Source organism: Pontibacter locisalis (assembly GCF_042684605.1).
GTDB lineage: Bacteria > Bacteroidota > Bacteroidia > Cytophagales > Hymenobacteraceae > Pontibacter > Pontibacter locisalis.
Window position 1 is genome coordinate 251408 of the sequence record NZ_JBHULU010000004.1, and the last position, 16864, is coordinate 268271.

Here is a 16864-nt window from a genome sequence, read left to right on the forward strand (position 1 = left end):
AACAACTATGAAAGACGCAAATATTGTAAAACAGGCCGGGGAATATGTCTTCAAGCTTTTTAAGGGGAGACTATCGAAAAAGCTTGTATACCATAACTATAAACATACTTTCGAGACAGTTGCAGAAGCCGAAGATCTGGGTAAACTTAGCAAAATACCTGAAGATGAGCTTCAGGACCTGCTATTAGCCTCCTGGTTCCACGACACAGGTTACATAAATACCTATACAGGCCATGAGGAAGAAAGTATAAATATCGCAAAAGACTGGCTACAAGAGCAGCAATACCCGGAAGAACGGATAGACCGCATTAGTGGACTTATAAAAGCAACCAAGCACGACCAGGAACCTGAGGGGCTCCTGCAGGAGATTATGGTAGACGCCGATATGGCGAACATTGGCAAAGAAACTTTCTTTGGTACAGCAGAGCTACTCCGCGTGGAGTGGGAGATATTTAAGGAGAAGTTCTTTACTGACCGGGAGTGGGCACAGTTTCAAATTGACTTCCTGCTTACGACTACTTTTCATACCAATCAGGCGCAGCGAAAGTTTGCAGGGCAGCTTGGGCTAAACATACAGGAGCAACGAAATCGCTTAAGCAAGGAAGTAAAGAAAAAGAAAAAGGCGGATAAAAAGCACCGGGAAACACTGGCGCAGCCAAAGCGGGGTATCGAAACCATGTTTCGTAACACCTATCGCACACACCTTGACTTAAGTGCCATGGCCGACAACAAGGCCAACATGATGATCAGTATCAACGCGATTATCTTGTCGGTTGTAATTACATACCTCAGTGCAAAGACATCTGTTACCGGGACTGAGTTTGCGCAACACCGCACACTTATCATACCAATTGGCTTGCTGCTGCTTACTACCTTAGGTTCCATTGTGTTTGCCATTATTTCAGCTCAGCCAGAGGTAACCAGTTTTACATTCAATAAAAATAGGATCAACAGCCGTAAGGTAAACCTGCTTTTCTTTGGAAACTTTACAAACCTGGAGCTCGAGGAATTTCAGCATGGAATGCACGAGATCATGCGCGATAAAAAGTCTTTGTACAACAATATGATCACGGACATATATTACCTGGGGGAGGTACTCAGGCGGAAATATAAGATCCTGCGCGTTTCCTACACAATCTTTATGGTAGGCCTTGTACTCACAGTTACTGCCTTCGGAATCGCAGTTTTATATTATGGGCCTTCAGAATAAAGTTTAATCGCCTTTTTTACTTTTGCACAATACTTTATTTGGCTTAAATTTGCCTCTAGCACCTGGCAATCCGGCCCTGTAGTTCAATGGATAGAATAGGAGTTTCCTAAACTCTAGATCCAGGTTCGATTCCTGGCAGGGCCACTACAAATTACCTGACTCACAAAAACTTAAATTGCCCGGTTGTAACATTATTTAAAGTATTAGCATATACATAGAACCATATGTATATGTGTCCCAGATGAGAAAACTCTTAATACCATTTCTTTCTGTTTTGCTTCTGTCTGTCGCCTCTTGCAGGGATAGCAGCCATGAAGAAATTGAACAGGATGCTTCTGAGGCTACTGTAGCCAGTGAAACAGGCGAGCAGGCTCCGCTGCCAGCTGATGTGATCATGGTTACGCAACCCCTGATCAGCGGAGAACTTTACGCCAGCCCCGCCTTCGAAAGTAAATCAATTACCAGTTTCGACACTTCTCAACAGATTCAGGTTCTGGATACATCACACAATATTTTTGTGCGTGCCAGAATCCGGAAAGATACCATATCGATGACAGGTTATATACCTAAAACTATCCTCCCGGAAAAGAACTAGGTCTAACAGGAAATTGGTCAGCTGACCAGTTTAAAAGAAAACCTATCAAACGCTAAGCCTGATAGGTCTCCGGGACTTTTACATCGCAATGACTTTTTAGGCAGCACCTCGTCTGCTATCCTGCTTTGGGTAAAACCGTTTTTGAAAGCCAGTTGTTAATGATAGCTAACAGTCTCCTTTAGCAGCACTTCACCTCCCTCGCCTTTTATCAGCATATCAACCTTTACAGTATTATTGCTCCAGTCAAAGTTTAGCACCCCAAAATTCACCTGCTTTATCAACACCCCGACACGGTATTTATTCGGCTCCACATTACTGCCGCTATACACATGTGTAAGACCGCTGCTTGTTACCTCATACAGCGGATAGCTCATACCTGAAACAGTTGTTTTTGATATCTCAGCAATATGGCGGTCTCCGCTCAGCAGAATAACCCCTTTCGCACCAGAGGAGGCAATCAGATTTAACAGGCGTTTGCGTGCAGCCGGAAAATTATCCCATTTCTCAAATACCTGTTCCTGCGGCAGTATCTGTATACCATTACCGATAATGTTGATTTCAGCCTTGCTGTTTTTAAGCTCTTTTTCAAGCCACTCCCATTGTTCCTCCCCTAGTATGTCACCAGTTCTATTAACCTGGTAAACTTTGTTAATGCGCGCGAGCGAATCGCGGTGATAACGGCTATCCAGTAAAATTACTTTTACCTGCTTTTCATCCGGCCCGAATGTATGAGAACTGTATACGCCTTCCTGCTGCCGCCGCGGACTATTGGCAGGTTCTCCTATAAAGTCCCAGAAAAGCTGAGCGCTCTCCTCTTTCATTTCATACTCTTTGCCTGCATCATTTTTACCATAGTCATGATCATCCCATACGCCAATAACCTTTGCATTTGCCTGCAGTTGCTGATACCCCGGCTCCTGTAGTACCATGTTATACTTGCGCTGTAGTACCGCCATGGTGTCGGAGTCACCGTAAATGTTATCTCCTAACCACACCCACACATCCGGATTGCTCTGATTTATAGCAGCCCAAAGCAACTGCGGCAGATCCTCACGATTACAGGACCCAAAGGCAACCGTATGAAGTGGCTCAGAACTAGCAACAGGTGAAGTTGTACCAGGTTTTTGGCAGGCAGTAAACAGAAGCAAAAACCATATAAACAAGTTTAGTTTGCAGGTGATCTTAAGCATAACAAATTTAGGTGGTTGTCTGGGCAAATATAGTGAAAGTCGCTTTTCAGTTCAGCAATAGTAAGTTAAAGAAGCGATAAGTGGGGTATAAAAAAAGCGACTGTCTTGTTCTGACAGCCGCCTTCTTCACAAATTTTTAAAATTTATTTTATAACTACCCTGCGTACAGAGCTGTAACTGTCAGTTTCCAGTTTAATATAATATAATCCTTTCGCTTTTCCGCTTAAGTCTATGGTTTTGGAAAACTGACCTTCTGTTCGGGTCAACGTTTCATGGTATATCTCATTACCGATAACGTTTATGATGCGTAACTCTGCCTTCTTTGCAGAGAGGTTCGCAACAGAAATGGTAAACACGCCATTACTAGGATTAGGGTAAATTGCAATCTCCTCATCCTCCTGCTCCTGTACCTGCACTTTGTCAACAGGTCCGGCCTGACCAACTACAGGGCTCCTGGCCTGTGCCTGACTTAAAAGCACTGAAGTACAAGCAAATAGCGTAAGTATAAGTTTTCTCATATATATGTTAAATATCGTAGCGTTCTAAATCAAAGGTACAAAAGGTGTACCACTTATTAAGAACGGCTGTAATATTAATTTGTTCTTGTATTATACACTATAAAAAAGTGGTGTTCACTAAATTCTAAGCTTTCTTTTTGGACTTAAGGTATAATCTTGTTCATTATTAACAACTAAATGATGTAATCGTTTTCAGAGGTGGTTTGTGAGGCCTTATAGCTGCATTACGTGTGGCATGTGCAGGCTATGCTATTCACCCCTTATTTATTTTATCGTTACTACCTTCACTTGCTGTTCGTATGTAAAAGCAGCGCCCTTTACTGTGTACCCTTCAATACAGCAGATGCACAAATGAATACTCTAATGTGCCTAATGCACTGCTATATATCTATTCTTCCGCTGCTTTCGTACTTAATCCATACCCGTTGCTCATTGTTGCAGCACTGCTTACCACTATAACTTTTATGCCTGCTCTTTGTTAGTTAAGCCCGAAGCGGTAACAGGTAAAGAAAAACAGACGAAACCATGAAAAGCTACATTTGCGCCATAGGCACTGCAAACCCACCTTTCAAAATACCACAGATGCAGGTAGCTGATTTCATGGCTAAGGCACTACAATTTGATGAACAGGACACACGTAAGCTAAAGGCACTTTACAGAGTATCTGGCATTGGTCAGCGTTATAGCGTGCTGCAGGATTATACAAGAGAAAACGGAGACTTTACATTTTACCCCAACACACCTTCGCTGGAGCCTTTCCCGACAGTGCAGCAACGCATGGAGCTTTACAGGAAGCATGCTGTTGATCTCTCTGAAGACGCTGTCCGCAGCTGTCTTGAAAACTCTTCTGTCAACTTACAGGACCTCACGCACCTGATCACGGTAAGCTGCACGGGCATGTATGCACCCGGGCTGGACATTGAGTTGGTGGAACGCCTGAGCCTTTCTTCCTGTGTGCAACGCACCGCTGTGAATTTTATGGGATGCTACGCTGCTTTTAATGCCATAAAGCTGGCTGACGCTATTTGTAAATCAAATCCTGAAGCAAAGGTGGTGCTAGTTTGTACAGAGATCTGCACCATTCATTTTCAGAAACACGCCGAGCAGGATCACCTGGTATCCAACGCCTTATTTGGTGATGGTGCCGCAGCTGTGTTAATGCAGGGGCAGCCTTGCCAGGAAGTTTGCCTGGAACTACAGTCTTTTCATTGCGACCTGGCACCAGCGGGTAAACGCGATATGGCCTGGCACATTGGCGACACCGGTTTCGAAATGACCCTCTCCTCCTATGTGCCTGATCTCATCAAGAAAGGCATCAAAGAGCTTACAGACCGGCTACTGCAGGGACTGAAGACAAAAATATCCGAGATCAACCTTTTTGCCATACACCCAGGCGGCAGACGCATTCTGGAGGTAATAGAGCAGGAATTAGGAATGACTCGTGAAGATAACCGGTTTGCCTATCAGGTGCTCCGGGACTTTGGGAACATGTCATCAGCCACAGTGCTTTTTGTGTTAAAGGCATTGATGGAAACGCTTACCTCAAAAGAGCAAGACGAGCCAGTATTAAGCTTTGCCTTCGGCCCCGGACTTACCCTTGAATCTATGCTGTTAAAAGTGCACTATGCTAAAGCTACGGTCTAACGAACCTGAGTTGATGGACGACCTGACTTTGTCGGGGGATGAGCTGCGAAAAAATATGGAGGAGCTGGAGGTTATCAACAACTGGCTTGGCGGATACAAAGTAGTACTTGATGCGCTGGATCAGCTCCAGGTGCCTGAGAACCACACCTTACGCATTGCCGATATTGGCTGCGGTGGCGGCGACACACTAAAAAGCATAGCTAATTGGGCAAGGCGGAAGAAGATAGCTGTTGAACTGGAGGGCATAGATGCAAATGACTTCATGGTGCAGTATGCCAGAGAACACTGCGCTTCTTATCCCGAGATAAGCATCGTTCAACATAATGTTTTTTCAGAGGCCTTTGCAGAAGAAAAGTACGACATAATAGTCTGCAGCCTTTTTTGCCACCACTTTACAGATACTCAACTGGTGCAAATGTTCCGGCAACTGTACCAGCAGGCACGAATAGCTGTAGTAATAAATGACCTGCACCGGCACTGGCTTGCTTATTACTCCATCAAGTATATTACAGCAGCTTTTTCCGGCTCCCGACTTGTAAAGAACGATGCCCCCCTTTCAGTATGGCGGGCGTTCAAGCGGGAGGAGCTGCAGCGCCTCATTCATACAACCGGCATCCATAATTATTCTTTAAGATGGATGTGGGCTTTCCGGTGGCAGTTGATATTAAATAAATAGTTAAATTGTACTGCAACTAACCAGCAACAGCATGAATAGAATTAACTACGTGTACCTTATCTCTGTAATAGTTGCGGCCCCTATTCTGTACTTTGCCTGGACCAGGCTACCAATTTCTCCTGCCATATTCCTTATAACTCTTGCTGCACTTCAGCCAGCGCTGTATTATACCCTAAAACTTATCCTTACAAAACTACAGCGTTAGTGCCTCACCAAATAGAAAGCTGATGCTGTCTGATCTCAACCTAACCATATGTATTGAGGTATAAAAAGGTATGAAAAAAGATCATATCAGGTTTTGGCTCCTGTTTACACTGTCTATTGCCATCTCAGCTGTAGTTATCTCCTTTTTTGTGGAGGCACTAAAAATTGTATTATACATTATACTGGTGTTGGCACTGGCTCCTATCGTTTACATCATTTTACGGAGCATCATACCCGGACGAAAGAAAGGCTCTGATAAGCTTGGTACCAGAGAGTAACGATCCTACTGTTTAAAACCAGATTTGCTGTGCAAGCCTGAATGTATTAGCATGAGCCTCTACAATATGTGCTATCTGCTTTGAGTAGCCGCCTCCCATGCTAACGGCAACAGGCAGCTTATTTTTATGGCACAACTCCAGCACCGTCCTATCCCGCTCCTTACAACCTTCGATCGTCATGCCCAGCCTTCCTAGTTTGTCTGTTGCAAGCACATCTACACCCGACTGAAAAAAAACAAATTCCGGTTGCTCCTGCTCCAACAGGCGCGGCAAAGTGTTATTCAGCAGCTTGAGGTACGTCTTATCATCTGTGCCCTCTTCTAAAGGAATATCCAGGTCCGACTGCTCCTTATGAAACGGATAGTTGTGGCCGCCATGCATACTGAAGGTAAATACCCTCGACTCATCCTTGAAGATTTGTGCGGTACCATTTCCCTGGTGCACGTCCAGGTCCACTACCAGCACTTTTCTGATACCTTTATGATTCAGCAGGTAATTAGCCGCGATGGCAATATCGTTGAGCAGGCAAAACCCCTCTCCCCTGTCAGTGAAAGCATGATGGGTACCTCCTGCAATGTTCATTCCAACACCAAATTCAAGAGCAAACACAGCTGCCTGTAAGGTGCCGTTCATAATCACCACCTCACGGTTTATCAGTTGCCTTGATAAGGGAAAACCTGTCTTACGAATCTCAGACTTACTTAGCTGTAAGCTGTTTAATCGCTGCCAATACCCAGCATCGTGTGTATCTAAGATATATTTCTCCTGCAGCGGTTCCGGTGCAAAAAGATTACTGTCAGTGATGGTACCCTCATACAACAACTGCTCAGGTAACAGGTCATACTTTGCCATCGGGAAACGATGCCCCTCCGGAAGGCTATGTGCGAAAATTTCAGACCAGGCAATTTTAAGCATAACACAAAGTTAACAAGAAACCTTCAGCACAGGTTTTCTCCTGAAATACTTTGAACCTTCTACGAACTAAAGTATCGTGAAGCAGTGCAAAAACTAATATAATTAGTAGCTGTTTATACCATAGTGGATAAATATATTCAGAATTCTAAATCTATTGATGGAGTTAGCTTTTGACTGTTGATAAGTGTGGATAACTATGTTAATTACCAACAGTTATCCACCAACAACTACCAAATTTATGTTATCACAAATCAAAAATATCAATATTTTCATAATACTATCCCAAATAATCGCATTTTATTAGCAAACTGTGCTAAAATATTTACCAACTGCCACAGTTAATGCTTTTATTCCGTACTACACTAACAATCAGCAACAAGTGTATAAATGCAAGATTGAGCCTGTGTGTGAAGATTTAGTAACTGTATACTTCGTAAAAGCAGTATAACAGGTACAATCGGCAAGGTTTAGTAGCAGCCGTACTGGCTTAAGTGCTGAGGAACAACAATGATACTACAACTATGAAAAAAATTATATTCCTAATACTGCTCCTGTTAGGCTCCTATGCAGGGCAAGCGCAAATAAGTGACACAACTGTACAGGTTGCAGACACTACTTCTGCTAGTTTATTTAACTCTTTATTCGGAGTGAAGGCGGGCTTGAACTTTTCCAGCATTTACGGAGATGATGAAGAACTTCTTGGAAACTACAGCGGCCACAGAAGCTATCATGGGGGCGTGTTTGCTCAAATTGGTTGGAAAAAACGTCTTGCCATACGAACTGAATTATTGTACTCCAGAAAAGGGTATGAGCGGTCAGATTCCGTATTCAGGTTCGATTACCTGGAAGTACCAATCCTGCTGGTGGTTAACCTTAACGAGAATATAGGTTTTCACCTGGGACCTCAGATAAATGTCATGGTCTCAGCAACCGAGGAAGGAAAAGAAGTGAGATTAATGGATTACAACACGTTTGATTATGGGGCTGCGGCTGGATTTGAAGGGAGACTCAACAGGTTTATAGCTGGAGCCCGTTACAACCTAAGCTTCGAAAACCTTATAAAACAGGATGATGCAGGGAATACTGACTTAGCCGTACACCCTAGGGTGCTACAGGTATACTTAGGCATAGGATTCTGACGTTAGTACTAAAGGCCAGAGCCATAACAGAAATGTAAAACAAACAATTAAGCAATATAACTATCATCAGCACACCAATTTACCAATATACCGTATTGCAATTACCATCGAAGGCTGCATTACTTAATATAACTCAAGCTACATGAGCAAGCTACATTTGCGCATATCACCCCATTTAACTTCTGCTGCTTTCGCATGCCTTTTCACTTTTTGCTCCTGCGATACGACCGTAAAAACAGACACAGCAAACGTAGGAGAGGCAATTCATAAAACAAACAAAATCACCCCCTCTGAAACCTTTCAGATCGATACAACAAAAAGTGAGATAACCTGGATCGGAGCCAAAATGACGGGCAGACACAACGGCTATTTTAAGATAAAGGAAGGGGAACTATACATGAATAATGGTCTGCTATCCGATGGCAGAATAGTGATAGACATGGCCAATATGCGCGCTGAAGATAAAAAGATAGATCAGAGCAGCAATGAAAAGCTTACCAAGCACTTAAGATCACCTGATTTTTTTGATGTTGAGAAGTATCCTACGGCTGTGTTTGAGCTGACAGGAGTAGCTCCTTATGATAGCACTAAAACCAAAACTCAAGCAAAAGCAGTAAGAAATGCTGATGATGCACTACGGGTGAAACACCCGACTCATCAGGTTACGGGTAACCTGACGCTTAAAAACAAAACGAAAAGCATATCATTTCCGGCAAAGGTTACCATGGATGACAGTGTACTAAAGGCTAAGGCAAACTTTAATATTAACCGCACCGACTGGGACCTTGTTTACCGGTCTGATGAATCTCTTGGTGACAAAACCATTTATCCCGAAGTAAATATTGGTTTCAATATAGTCACTAAACCACAATCCAAAACTAATTTATAATCAGTCTTATTCCACTAAATATGCCGGAGTAAAGGCTCTCCTACGCCCATAAACTGCTGTGTGCCGTTACAGCACTATATTAGCAGAACAAGCTTTCACAATGAAAAAATTCTTTTACCTGTTAACTCTACTACTCTCCTTTAGTTTTGCTGCACAGGCACAAAGCAGCACCCTTGCAAATTTTAACCTGCACCAGGAAAATGTACTCCGGGTAGGTATGCTGATATTAGGAGGGTGGGCCATCCTGAACATTTTACTAAGCAGCTTTAAACTAACAAACACTACGAGGGCGCGCAGATACTTTTTCCAGATGAACCTGTACTGGAACGTTGTAAACCTGCTTATAGCCGGTGCTGCATTACATACTATCTTCTCTGATGATGCCGTTACACGTACCCTGGCAGAAAGCGTGCGCCTGCACAGCTGGAATAAGACTATACTATACCTGAACATTGGGCTTGACTTCGGCTATATCATGTCAGGGGTTTATCTGAAGGAACGCTCTAAGAACTCGGCAAAAAGTGAACAGCTTTTTGGTTGGGGACAAGCTATTGTACTTCAAGGGTTCTTCCTGCTTTTGCTGGACGTGGTACTGGTAATCCTGCTAGAGTATAATGCGGATCAGCTTTTTGGTCTTATACCTAAAACATAAAAAGGAGAGCCGCACCTTTACATGGTGCGGCTCTCCTTCTCTAATTATATTAGCCTAACGGTCATGTTTACCTTCGGCAAACTCTTCTATCATTTTTTTATTGAAGGCCGGAATGTCATCTGGATTTCGGCTGGTAACAAGTCCATTATCCACCACTACTTCCTCATCCACCCATTCGGCACCAGCATTTTTTAGGTCTGTTTTCAGGGTATGGTAGCTGGTCATTCTCTTTCCTTTTACTTTGCCTGTCTCTATTAATGTCCAGGGACCATGACAAATAGCCGCTACCGGCTTACCAGATTCCATAAATTTATTCACGAAGCTAACGGCATCTTTATTAGCACGGAGGTGGTCCGGGTTCATAACGCCTCCAGGCAATAGCAGTCCGTTATAATCTTCAGCTTTTACTTCATTTAGCTTCTTATCAACTTTAAATTTGTCTCCCCAGTCTGTATGGTTCCAGGCTTTTATCTCACTGTTCTTATTTGGTGAGATAATGTGAGCCTCTGCACCTGCATCTTTTAATGCCTGTAGCGGCTGTGTTAGTTCTACCTGCTCAAATCCTTCTTCCACAAGTATGGCAATTCTCTTGCCCTCTAGTTTATTAGCCATTTGTAAGTTTGTTTTATAGTTCTACATTAATTCGCTTTTACAATAACGACCTTATAGCTAAATTGTTAATAAATCGTATAAGCAATAGCCATTAAAGAAACTTCGTTACTTATCTATGAGAACTATCCTGACAAAGCTATTCGCTCCTTTTGCCCTGGCTATGATCATCGCCACTGCTGCCTCGGCACAAGATGTGAAAGTGATAAAATTTAATGAACTACAGGGCCTGCGTAATAGTGCAGCAGACACTTTATATGTTGTAAATTTCTGGGCCACATGGTGTAAGCCCTGCATAAAAGAGATGCCTTACTTCGAGGCTGTTACTCAAGAATACAAAGACAAGCCAGTACGCGTAGTGTTGGTAAGCATGGATGCTGCGGAGGATCTCGAAAACCGTGTTAAGCCATTTGTAAAAAGACGGGAGTTAAAGTCGGATGTAATGCTTTTAGACGAGGTTGACGCCAACTCCTGGATAGATAAGCTGGAGCCGAAGTGGTCGGGTGCAATACCTGCCACCATGGTGTTTAACAACAAACGCAAGCAGTATGAGTTTGTGGAGAAGGAGTTAACAAAGGAAGAACTACAGAGTCTGATTGAAAAGTATAAACCATAACCTTAAGTCCTATGCAAAGAATGAAACTACCTTTCGTGTACCTGTTTTGCCTGCTCTTTGCAGGCGTTTTACTCGCCGCTGTTCCTGCTAGTAACGATGGCTATCAGGTGGGTGACACCGCCCGTGACTTTAAACTTAAAAATGTAAATGGTAAAATGGTGTCTATGGCAGATTATAAAGATGCCAAAGGATTTATCGTCACCTTCACCTGCAATACCTGTCCTTACTCAGTTGCTTACGAAGATCGTATCATTGACCTTCATAAGAAGTATGCTCCCAAAGGTTATCCTGTAATTGCGATTAACCCTAATGATGTGAATGTTTCGCCAAAAGATTCATATGTCGATATGCAGCAACGTGCTAAAGAAAAGAACTTCCCGTTCGCTTACCTGCACGATGAGAGCCAGGAGATAACCAAAGCTTATGGCGCTACCAGAACACCTCACCTGTACATTGTACAAAAGCAGAAAGATGGCAAATTTAAGGTAGCTTATATTGGGACCATTGATGACAACTCACGCGCTCCAGAGAAAGTAGAGAAGAAATATGCGGAAGCAGCCCTTGATGAATTGGTTTCCGGCAAAGCAGTTAGTCAGCCTACCACCAAAGCTATTGGCTGCACTATAAAATGGAAGCAGGCGTAGCATTCGGAATTAGGATCTTCTTTTCAAGTCCCTGCCATGCTCTGGCAGGGACTTTTTTTTATTTTGTTGCTGTCAGACCTCCAATACTCGTTCCCTTTCGAACTACCTCACCTTAGGAACAACTGTTAAATATATATTTATTAAGATTTTCTTATCTTGTTAGGCAAAGCAGCTTGTTCGCATTGAGATGATGTGAATAGGTTGGATTGTAGGTTAGTACAAGTAATATATAATATAGGTAAATAAGCATTAAGTCAAATAACTCCGTTTATCCGCTCGTTAGGCTATATTGATAATAACAGAAAACTTTCATATTTGGAGATAGATGGTTATGAAATTAACACAAATTATAATTTTCCTGCTCATCTCCATTTCAGTAAAAGCGCTACACGTAGACTCTACTCACTCGCCAATAAGTAAATTATATTTGGGAATTAGCTTTAGTTCTGTTTCACATCATATTTACTATAGGACATCAAAAGCTCCAGAGCATGTGCAGTCAGTTTACTTTGCACCTTTGGCTTTGAATTTAGGCTATCAACTAACTGATAAGACTCGTTTACAAGCTGGTCTTGCCTATGGGGGAAATAGCGACAGTTATGACTGGGTAAACGGGCAGACTGAAACAAATCATAAACAAACAGGACACGCAGTAGCTATTCCTTTAACTGTTCAACATAATGTCCTAAAGGTATGGCGTCGGTTTCCAATTTATGGGACTGCTACTCTCATGCCAGCATGGGGCATAACTAAATATGAAACCAAGGAAATAGTAAATGGTACTACTGCAACTATAAATAAGGGTAAGGTTTCTGGTGTCGATGTTTTTTTTACTGCGGGGGTAGGATTTAACTATAAAATAAGCAACCGATTAGAAGGTCTGGCTGAGTACGTCCCCTTTAGGCATAACTTAACAGGAGAGAATTCTATTTTCTATGATTGGGATTATGGACTTCGTGGCTCTTTGAAAATAATTAAATCTCTAAAAGTAGGTGTAAACTATAAGCTATGAATTATATAGGTAGCGTAATTACCTAACTCTACCTTAGTACAAATCACCCTTAATGAGAGACTGTTCGAAGTGAAGACCCAAAAGAATAATTAAGACTAACAAAACCTAAATCACACCAAGGCGTGCCTTACGAGCACGTTATCACAGTTCAAATTATAAAACCCAAAAATATCTTAAAATCCACCCTACCACTAACTATCCGGTATGCACTCAAAATTCATATTAAGCCTTATATCCATTCTTATACTTTCCGCTACACAAGTATTTGCTCATGGTGACTACACAACAGAAGAAGTTAGCAGAACCGTGGTAAAGAACGGGGTGGGATTGGGTGCTGTTATTGCTGTCGTTGCTTCCTGGTCCAGAAATGAGTCAGTCCTATGGGCGATAATCCATGGTATCTTCAGCTGGTTCTATGTCATCTACTTCGTTATTACCAGAAGGTCCTACAACAGATACTAGCATAGTAAGCCTTTCTCCCTACTGTGTTTCTTTTTCATCCCCGGGCAACGGCAAACCTGTGGGCGTGATAGTACTGGCTGCACGTTGCGCAGGGTTCATGTGCCGGCGGTGCTTCATTCCCTCCAGACGAGCCTCTACCTCATACTTGTTGTTGTAGTAGCCCACCCGCCACGACTCTACAAGGTACAACCACAGAAACCGTAGATAACCATGCTCTTTAAACTGCCTGATATGGCATAACTCATGCGCCACCCACCCCTCATCTTTCAGGAAAGTATACCGATCTACTCCACTGAGGTGAATTGTTTTACCCAGCACCATGGCAACATTACTGCTCCTTAACACCATGCGTGCTATTCGCGCAAACAAAGACCTCTCTACAATTTTAAAATCCATTGCTTTATGTACTGATTTTGCACTTTTAAAAATTTTATTTCAATTCATTAGCTGCTATTCACGGTAAAGGCACTCCAGAAGCTCTCAGACAGACCACATTTACAGGCACATAGCAAACAGCAACTGTTTGGCACTTTAAAAAATAGTACTTATTTTTGCCCGCCTTAAGCTGGAAAGTATAACAAAAGCTTACCAGTTGCTATTTTAGTGCAATTTTACGCTGCCCGTGCAGCAGAGGTGACATTGTTTATGCCCATTGTGGCAACAAACAAGCTAAACCCTATGATCAGAGCCATTATACTTAGTGCCCTTGCGATACTTTCGCTCACGCTGTCTTACTTCTACGAGGTAAAGCCGGCTAAGTCGGCAGCAACAGACGCGACTTCTACTGCTTTTAAAATCACGCCGTATGCCATTAATTCTGGCGAAGACATGGTTCGTGCTCTTGAACTGTATGAGCCCCTGGAAGAGAAATCAGCAGAAGAGTTTTTTTCCCAAAAGCTTAACATGCGTTTCGCAGAACCTGAAAAGTGGCAGTTCGCAGAAACCGTTGCACGTTGGATAGGGACTCCCTACCGCTACGGCAGAAGTACCAGAAAAGGAACTGATTGCTCAGGCTTTGTTACCAGCATCTATCGTGAGGTATACGGCATCAAGCTTAGCCGTAGTTCCCACTCTATGTTCCGCGATGTGCAACGCATCAACAGAGAGGAAATGCAGACCGGTGACCTCGTTTTCTTCCGCCGCAGCCCTAAACAGCCTATCTTCCATGTAGGCATTTACTTAAAGAACAACAAATTCATACACTCGGCTTCCAACGGGGGGGTTATGGTGAGTTCACTTAAAGAGCCATTCTACCGCAACCACTTTTATGCCGCCGGGCGTGTTAATTAAGCTTTAACCTAATCCCATCAGGAGGCCCTGCAGCAAGCTGCCGGGCTTTTTTGTTTACTTCAGATTATAACAATTTTATCCGCTTCAAGTATAGGTAGGTTAGCATTACTTTAAGCAAATTGCACCCGATTTGCCACTAAAAACATTGGCGGTCTTAAAGTGTTGTCAGAAAAACGCACCAAACACAAAGAGTATAAGCACGTACACAAATATGGAGAACCAGAAAACAGAGGGGAAAAACATAGCACAGAGCCCCATCTTTAAAAAAATATTAGAGAAGGCTGAATCGTACCTGAAGCACCCGTCACAGGTAGCAAAGCTTTTGAATGATACTTTTAAAAAGGCCACAGCTAAAAAAGGCGTAGGCGCACTGGCTGGGGAAGTATGGGAGAACCTGCAAATTTTATCCCGGATGATAAAAGCCGCAACAACCGGCGAATACAAAGGTATCCCGACTACAACTTTAGTAAGTGGCATTGCCGTTATCATTTATTTCCTCACTCCAATTGATCTCATTCCGGATTTTATTCCAGTGATAGGCCTGCTTGATGATGCTAGTTTACTGGCTTGGTTTATGGCCAGCACAAAATCAGAACTGGATAAGTTTAAAGAATGGGAGGAACAGAGGAAAGAAGAAGAGAGACACATGCCGCATACAGACAATGTACACCATGCCGACTCTTCTTTTGGAACTCCTAAGTACAGCAACCAAACAGAAGGCACTGTACAGATAGAAACAAATAAAGAATTATAAATTGATCAAACCGTTAAGAACTATGGAAACAAATAAAGGGAAAAACACAGATAAAAAAGATTGGCAAAAAACAGCTCAGGATGCAAAGGGCGATTTAAAAACAGGCCGGATTCCTGATAAGCACACCGATGAACAGTATCGCAATGTAAGTGACAGGAACCGGAATGACCCAAATCCTGTAGAAGGCGAGCCTAAGAATCAGAAAAAGGAAGGGCCTACTAAAGATCATTCCTCTCAGGGCCATTCCACTGACGCTAAAGGCTCTGCAACAAGTAGCAAAGAACCAACTTTACGCAATTCTACCACCGATAGCAGTCGTACGCATAAAAATGCCAACGACGACAGACCTACCGGCGGAAACGTTCGCTAGAAAGTTTACAATTGAATGATAGCAAAGAAGCGCCGGCTGTACTAGTAGCTGGCGCTTCTTTTTTGTACTATTATTGCTTTTCTCGCTTCCTTTCGGCCTTTTTATACTTCCTTAAAACATTAAAATATAGTACAATACAAATACTAAAATTTAAATAATTTCACATAAAAGCCCTGTGCACTATAGTTTTCTAAGGAAATTATTCTTTATATTTGGCCAGAGGATTTTGTATTTTAACTTTTAGCCAAAGTAAAGTGTCTTCATCATTTTTACGACTTACTTCCGTTAATGTCCACATCGACGGTATCGGGAAAGTTCTGATTGAGCGAAGCGATAAAGCAAAGCGTCTTAGCATTAGCGTAAGGCCTTTGAAGGGTATACGGGTAGCCGTGCCCCCACATATCAGCTTCGAAAAGGCAGAACAACTTATCTACACCAAATCAGATTGGATAAAGGAGCACCAGGCACGGATGCAGCAGCATGAGCAGCAGCTAACAGTGTATGATGGCTCTTCTGAATTCCGAACGAAGCACCATACCCTGCGCCTGCTCACCCATGCCCAGTATACAATGCGCTGCGTTATTCAGAACGGCTACATCAATGTGTTTTACCCGGCCTACAAAGATGTACGCGATAACGATGTTCAGAAATTTATCCGCCAGTCTATTGAGGATGCTTACCGCAAGGAGGCCAAGCAGTACCTGCCACAGCGTGTAGCTTATTTTGCCGAAAAGTTTGGATTTGAGTATCAGAATGTATTCATCAAAAGCGCAAAAAGCCGTTGGGGAAGCTGTTCACACACAAACAACATCAACCTTAACTTACACCTGATGCGTCTGCCAGAGGCACTCTGTGATTATGTTATCCTTCACGAGCTGGCCCATACGGTAGAAAAGAATCATGGTCCGCATTTTTGGGCATTGCTCGATAGCGTTTGCGGCAACTCCAAAGCACTGGACAAAAAACTGAAAGCTTATCGTATTTCCATCTTCTAAGAAACAAGCTATAGCGAAACTTTACTATACTCCAATAACCTGCTGCTAAAGGCCTTGACAGAAACAAAGCTGAATCATCAGTCAAGAGAACAAACAACTCCTCTGCAGCACAAAAATTGCATACTAAACAAAAGCCCCGGAGCATATCATGCTCCGGGGCTTTTACTTTTAAATCTGTTTCTTCTTAACTGGCCTTTCTTAT

The 16864-nt window shown here is 42.8% G+C and carries 22 protein-coding genes and 1 tRNA gene; 18 read left to right on the plus strand and 5 right to left on the minus strand.

The features are described from left to right. Window positions 1–7 precede the first annotated feature (7 nt). From ACFSRY_RS04225 to ACFSRY_RS04235, 3 genes are all read left to right on the plus strand, one after another. On the plus strand, window positions 8–1210 hold the full coding sequence (locus tag ACFSRY_RS04225) for a Pycsar system effector family protein (RefSeq protein WP_377503518.1): 1203 nt from the start codon (window positions 8–10) through the stop codon (window positions 1208–1210). Window positions 1211–1282: 72 nt separating this feature from the next. Continuing rightward, window positions 1283–1354: transfer RNA gene (locus ACFSRY_RS04230), tRNA-Arg, on the plus strand. Between the two features lie 97 nt (window positions 1355–1451). After that, entirely contained in the window at window positions 1452–1805 is a 354-nt protein-coding gene (locus tag ACFSRY_RS04235; protein WP_377503519.1) for a hypothetical protein, read from the plus strand. A 155-nt stretch (window positions 1806–1960) separates the two neighbouring features. Here the strand turns inward: ACFSRY_RS04235 and ACFSRY_RS04240 are convergent, their stop codons facing one another. Further along, entirely contained in the window at window positions 1961–2953 is a 993-nt protein-coding gene (locus ACFSRY_RS04240) for an alkaline phosphatase D family protein (RefSeq protein ID WP_377503520.1), read from the minus strand. 185 nt (window positions 2954–3138) lie between these two features. After that, window positions 3139–3513 carry a T9SS type A sorting domain-containing protein gene (locus tag ACFSRY_RS04245; RefSeq protein WP_377503521.1) on the minus strand — a complete coding sequence of 125 codons (375 nt, stop codon included), beginning with the start codon at window positions 3511–3513 and terminating at the stop codon, window positions 3139–3141. A gap of 525 nt (window positions 3514–4038) precedes the next feature. Here ACFSRY_RS04245 and ACFSRY_RS04250 point away from each other — a divergent pair. The 4 genes from ACFSRY_RS04250 to ACFSRY_RS04265 all read left to right on the plus strand — a co-directional run bounded on the left by ACFSRY_RS04250 (window position 4039) and on the right by ACFSRY_RS04265 (window position 6315). Further along, on the plus strand, window positions 4039–5157 hold the full coding sequence (locus ACFSRY_RS04250; protein ID WP_377503522.1) for a type III polyketide synthase: 1119 nt from the start codon (window positions 4039–4041) through the stop codon (window positions 5155–5157). Beyond that, the gene (locus ACFSRY_RS04255; protein WP_377503523.1) at window positions 5138–5833 is read left to right on the plus strand and encodes a methyltransferase domain-containing protein; all 696 of its coding nucleotides are present in this window, start codon (window positions 5138–5140) and stop codon (window positions 5831–5833) included. The genes ACFSRY_RS04250 and ACFSRY_RS04255 overlap by 20 nt, the downstream gene beginning before the upstream one ends. Window positions 5834–5864: 31 nt before the next feature. Then, entirely contained in the window at window positions 5865–6038 is a 174-nt protein-coding gene (locus tag ACFSRY_RS04260) for a hypothetical protein (RefSeq protein ID WP_377503524.1), read from the plus strand. Window positions 6039–6108: 70 nt separating this feature from the next. Beyond that, window positions 6109–6315 (plus strand): hypothetical protein, encoded by a 207-nt coding sequence (locus ACFSRY_RS04265; RefSeq protein ID WP_377503525.1) that lies wholly within the window; start codon window positions 6109–6111, stop codon window positions 6313–6315. Between the two features lie 12 nt (window positions 6316–6327). Here the strand turns inward: ACFSRY_RS04265 and ACFSRY_RS04270 are convergent, their stop codons facing one another. Continuing rightward, window positions 6328–7230, minus strand: a complete 903-nt coding sequence (locus tag ACFSRY_RS04270; RefSeq protein ID WP_377503526.1) for a histone deacetylase family protein — start codon at window positions 7228–7230, stop codon at window positions 6328–6330. Between the two features lie 521 nt (window positions 7231–7751). Between ACFSRY_RS04270 and ACFSRY_RS04275 the strand changes: the two genes are divergently transcribed. From ACFSRY_RS04275 to ACFSRY_RS04285, 3 genes are all read left to right on the plus strand, one after another. Beyond that, complete coding sequence (locus ACFSRY_RS04275; protein WP_377503527.1) at window positions 7752–8369, plus strand: porin family protein; 618 nt, start codon at window positions 7752–7754, stop codon at window positions 8367–8369. Between the two features lie 142 nt (window positions 8370–8511). Further along, window positions 8512–9258 carry a YceI family protein gene (locus ACFSRY_RS04280; RefSeq protein ID WP_377503528.1) on the plus strand — a complete coding sequence of 249 codons (747 nt, stop codon included), beginning with the start codon at window positions 8512–8514 and terminating at the stop codon, window positions 9256–9258. A 100-nt stretch (window positions 9259–9358) separates the two neighbouring features. Next, window positions 9359–9910, plus strand: a complete 552-nt coding sequence (locus tag ACFSRY_RS04285) for a DUF6992 family protein (RefSeq protein ID WP_377503529.1) — start codon at window positions 9359–9361, stop codon at window positions 9908–9910. A 54-nt stretch (window positions 9911–9964) separates the two neighbouring features. On the opposite strand, the gene ACFSRY_RS04290 is transcribed toward ACFSRY_RS04285, so the two are convergent. Continuing rightward, entirely contained in the window at window positions 9965–10522 is a 558-nt protein-coding gene (locus ACFSRY_RS04290) for a type 1 glutamine amidotransferase domain-containing protein (protein WP_377503530.1), read from the minus strand. Window positions 10523–10637: 115 nt separating this feature from the next. Here ACFSRY_RS04290 and ACFSRY_RS04295 point away from each other — a divergent pair, with 115 nt between their 5' ends. From ACFSRY_RS04295 to ACFSRY_RS04310, 4 genes are all read left to right on the plus strand, one after another. Beyond that, window positions 10638–11135: a TlpA family protein disulfide reductase gene (locus ACFSRY_RS04295; RefSeq protein WP_377503531.1), complete on the plus strand. Its 498-nt coding sequence runs from the start codon at window positions 10638–10640 to the stop codon at window positions 11133–11135. An 11-nt stretch (window positions 11136–11146) separates the two neighbouring features. After that, complete coding sequence (locus tag ACFSRY_RS04300) at window positions 11147–11779, plus strand: thioredoxin family protein (RefSeq protein WP_377503532.1); 633 nt, start codon at window positions 11147–11149, stop codon at window positions 11777–11779. Window positions 11780–12110: 331 nt separating this feature from the next. Continuing rightward, the gene (locus ACFSRY_RS04305) at window positions 12111–12791 is read left to right on the plus strand and encodes an outer membrane beta-barrel protein (protein ID WP_377503533.1); all 681 of its coding nucleotides are present in this window, start codon (window positions 12111–12113) and stop codon (window positions 12789–12791) included. A 204-nt stretch (window positions 12792–12995) separates the two neighbouring features. After that, a complete protein-coding gene (locus ACFSRY_RS04310; RefSeq protein WP_377503534.1) occupies window positions 12996–13253 on the plus strand; it encodes a hypothetical protein in 258 nt (85 codons plus the stop codon). A gap of 18 nt (window positions 13254–13271) precedes the next feature. Here ACFSRY_RS04310 and ACFSRY_RS04315 read toward each other — a convergent pair whose 3' ends face one another. Beyond that, a complete protein-coding gene (locus ACFSRY_RS04315) occupies window positions 13272–13649 on the minus strand; it encodes a hypothetical protein (protein ID WP_377503535.1) in 378 nt (125 codons plus the stop codon). 282 nt (window positions 13650–13931) lie between these two features. Between ACFSRY_RS04315 and ACFSRY_RS04320 the strand changes: the two genes are divergently transcribed. The 4 genes from ACFSRY_RS04320 (at window position 13932) to ACFSRY_RS04335 (ending at window position 16662) form a co-directional block, all read left to right on the plus strand. Further along, a complete protein-coding gene (locus ACFSRY_RS04320; protein ID WP_377503536.1) occupies window positions 13932–14543 on the plus strand; it encodes a C40 family peptidase in 612 nt (203 codons plus the stop codon). Window positions 14544–14754: 211 nt separating this feature from the next. Next, the gene (locus tag ACFSRY_RS04325; protein ID WP_377503537.1) at window positions 14755–15297 is read left to right on the plus strand and encodes a YkvA family protein; all 543 of its coding nucleotides are present in this window, start codon (window positions 14755–14757) and stop codon (window positions 15295–15297) included. Window positions 15298–15319: 22 nt separating this feature from the next. Next, a complete protein-coding gene (locus tag ACFSRY_RS04330) occupies window positions 15320–15667 on the plus strand; it encodes a hypothetical protein (RefSeq protein WP_377503538.1) in 348 nt (115 codons plus the stop codon). A gap of 254 nt (window positions 15668–15921) precedes the next feature. Further along, window positions 15922–16662: a M48 family metallopeptidase gene (locus ACFSRY_RS04335; RefSeq protein ID WP_377503539.1), complete on the plus strand. Its 741-nt coding sequence runs from the start codon at window positions 15922–15924 to the stop codon at window positions 16660–16662. The last annotated feature ends 202 nt before the right edge of the window (window positions 16663–16864 follow it).

Coding starts and splice junctions, on each gene's coding strand:
- ACFSRY_RS04225 (WP_377503518.1), top strand. CDS start 8: ATGAAAGACGCAAATATTGTAAAACAGGCCGGGGAATATGTCTTCAAG.
- ACFSRY_RS04235 (WP_377503519.1), top strand. CDS start 1,452: ATGAGAAAACTCTTAATACCATTTCTTTCTGTTTTGCTTCTGTCTGTC.
- ACFSRY_RS04245 (WP_377503521.1), bottom strand. CDS start 3,513: ATGAGAAAACTTATACTTACGCTATTTGCTTGTACTTCAGTGCTTTTA.
- ACFSRY_RS04250 (WP_377503522.1), top strand. CDS start 4,039: ATGAAAAGCTACATTTGCGCCATAGGCACTGCAAACCCACCTTTCAAA.
- ACFSRY_RS04255 (WP_377503523.1), top strand. CDS start 5,138: ATGCTAAAGCTACGGTCTAACGAACCTGAGTTGATGGACGACCTGACT.
- ACFSRY_RS04260 (WP_377503524.1), top strand. CDS start 5,865: ATGAATAGAATTAACTACGTGTACCTTATCTCTGTAATAGTTGCGGCC.
- ACFSRY_RS04265 (WP_377503525.1), top strand. CDS start 6,109: ATGAAAAAAGATCATATCAGGTTTTGGCTCCTGTTTACACTGTCTATT.
- ACFSRY_RS04270 (WP_377503526.1), bottom strand. CDS start 7,230: ATGCTTAAAATTGCCTGGTCTGAAATTTTCGCACATAGCCTTCCGGAG.
- ACFSRY_RS04275 (WP_377503527.1), top strand. CDS start 7,752: ATGAAAAAAATTATATTCCTAATACTGCTCCTGTTAGGCTCCTATGCA.
- ACFSRY_RS04280 (WP_377503528.1), top strand. CDS start 8,512: ATGAGCAAGCTACATTTGCGCATATCACCCCATTTAACTTCTGCTGCT.
- ACFSRY_RS04285 (WP_377503529.1), top strand. CDS start 9,359: ATGAAAAAATTCTTTTACCTGTTAACTCTACTACTCTCCTTTAGTTTT.
- ACFSRY_RS04290 (WP_377503530.1), bottom strand. CDS start 10,522: ATGGCTAATAAACTAGAGGGCAAGAGAATTGCCATACTTGTGGAAGAA.
- ACFSRY_RS04295 (WP_377503531.1), top strand. CDS start 10,638: ATGAGAACTATCCTGACAAAGCTATTCGCTCCTTTTGCCCTGGCTATG.
- ACFSRY_RS04300 (WP_377503532.1), top strand. CDS start 11,147: ATGCAAAGAATGAAACTACCTTTCGTGTACCTGTTTTGCCTGCTCTTT.
- ACFSRY_RS04305 (WP_377503533.1), top strand. CDS start 12,111: ATGAAATTAACACAAATTATAATTTTCCTGCTCATCTCCATTTCAGTA.
- ACFSRY_RS04310 (WP_377503534.1), top strand. CDS start 12,996: ATGCACTCAAAATTCATATTAAGCCTTATATCCATTCTTATACTTTCC.
- ACFSRY_RS04315 (WP_377503535.1), bottom strand. CDS start 13,649: ATGGATTTTAAAATTGTAGAGAGGTCTTTGTTTGCGCGAATAGCACGC.
- ACFSRY_RS04320 (WP_377503536.1), top strand. CDS start 13,932: ATGATCAGAGCCATTATACTTAGTGCCCTTGCGATACTTTCGCTCACG.
- ACFSRY_RS04325 (WP_377503537.1), top strand. CDS start 14,755: ATGGAGAACCAGAAAACAGAGGGGAAAAACATAGCACAGAGCCCCATC.
- ACFSRY_RS04330 (WP_377503538.1), top strand. CDS start 15,320: ATGGAAACAAATAAAGGGAAAAACACAGATAAAAAAGATTGGCAAAAA.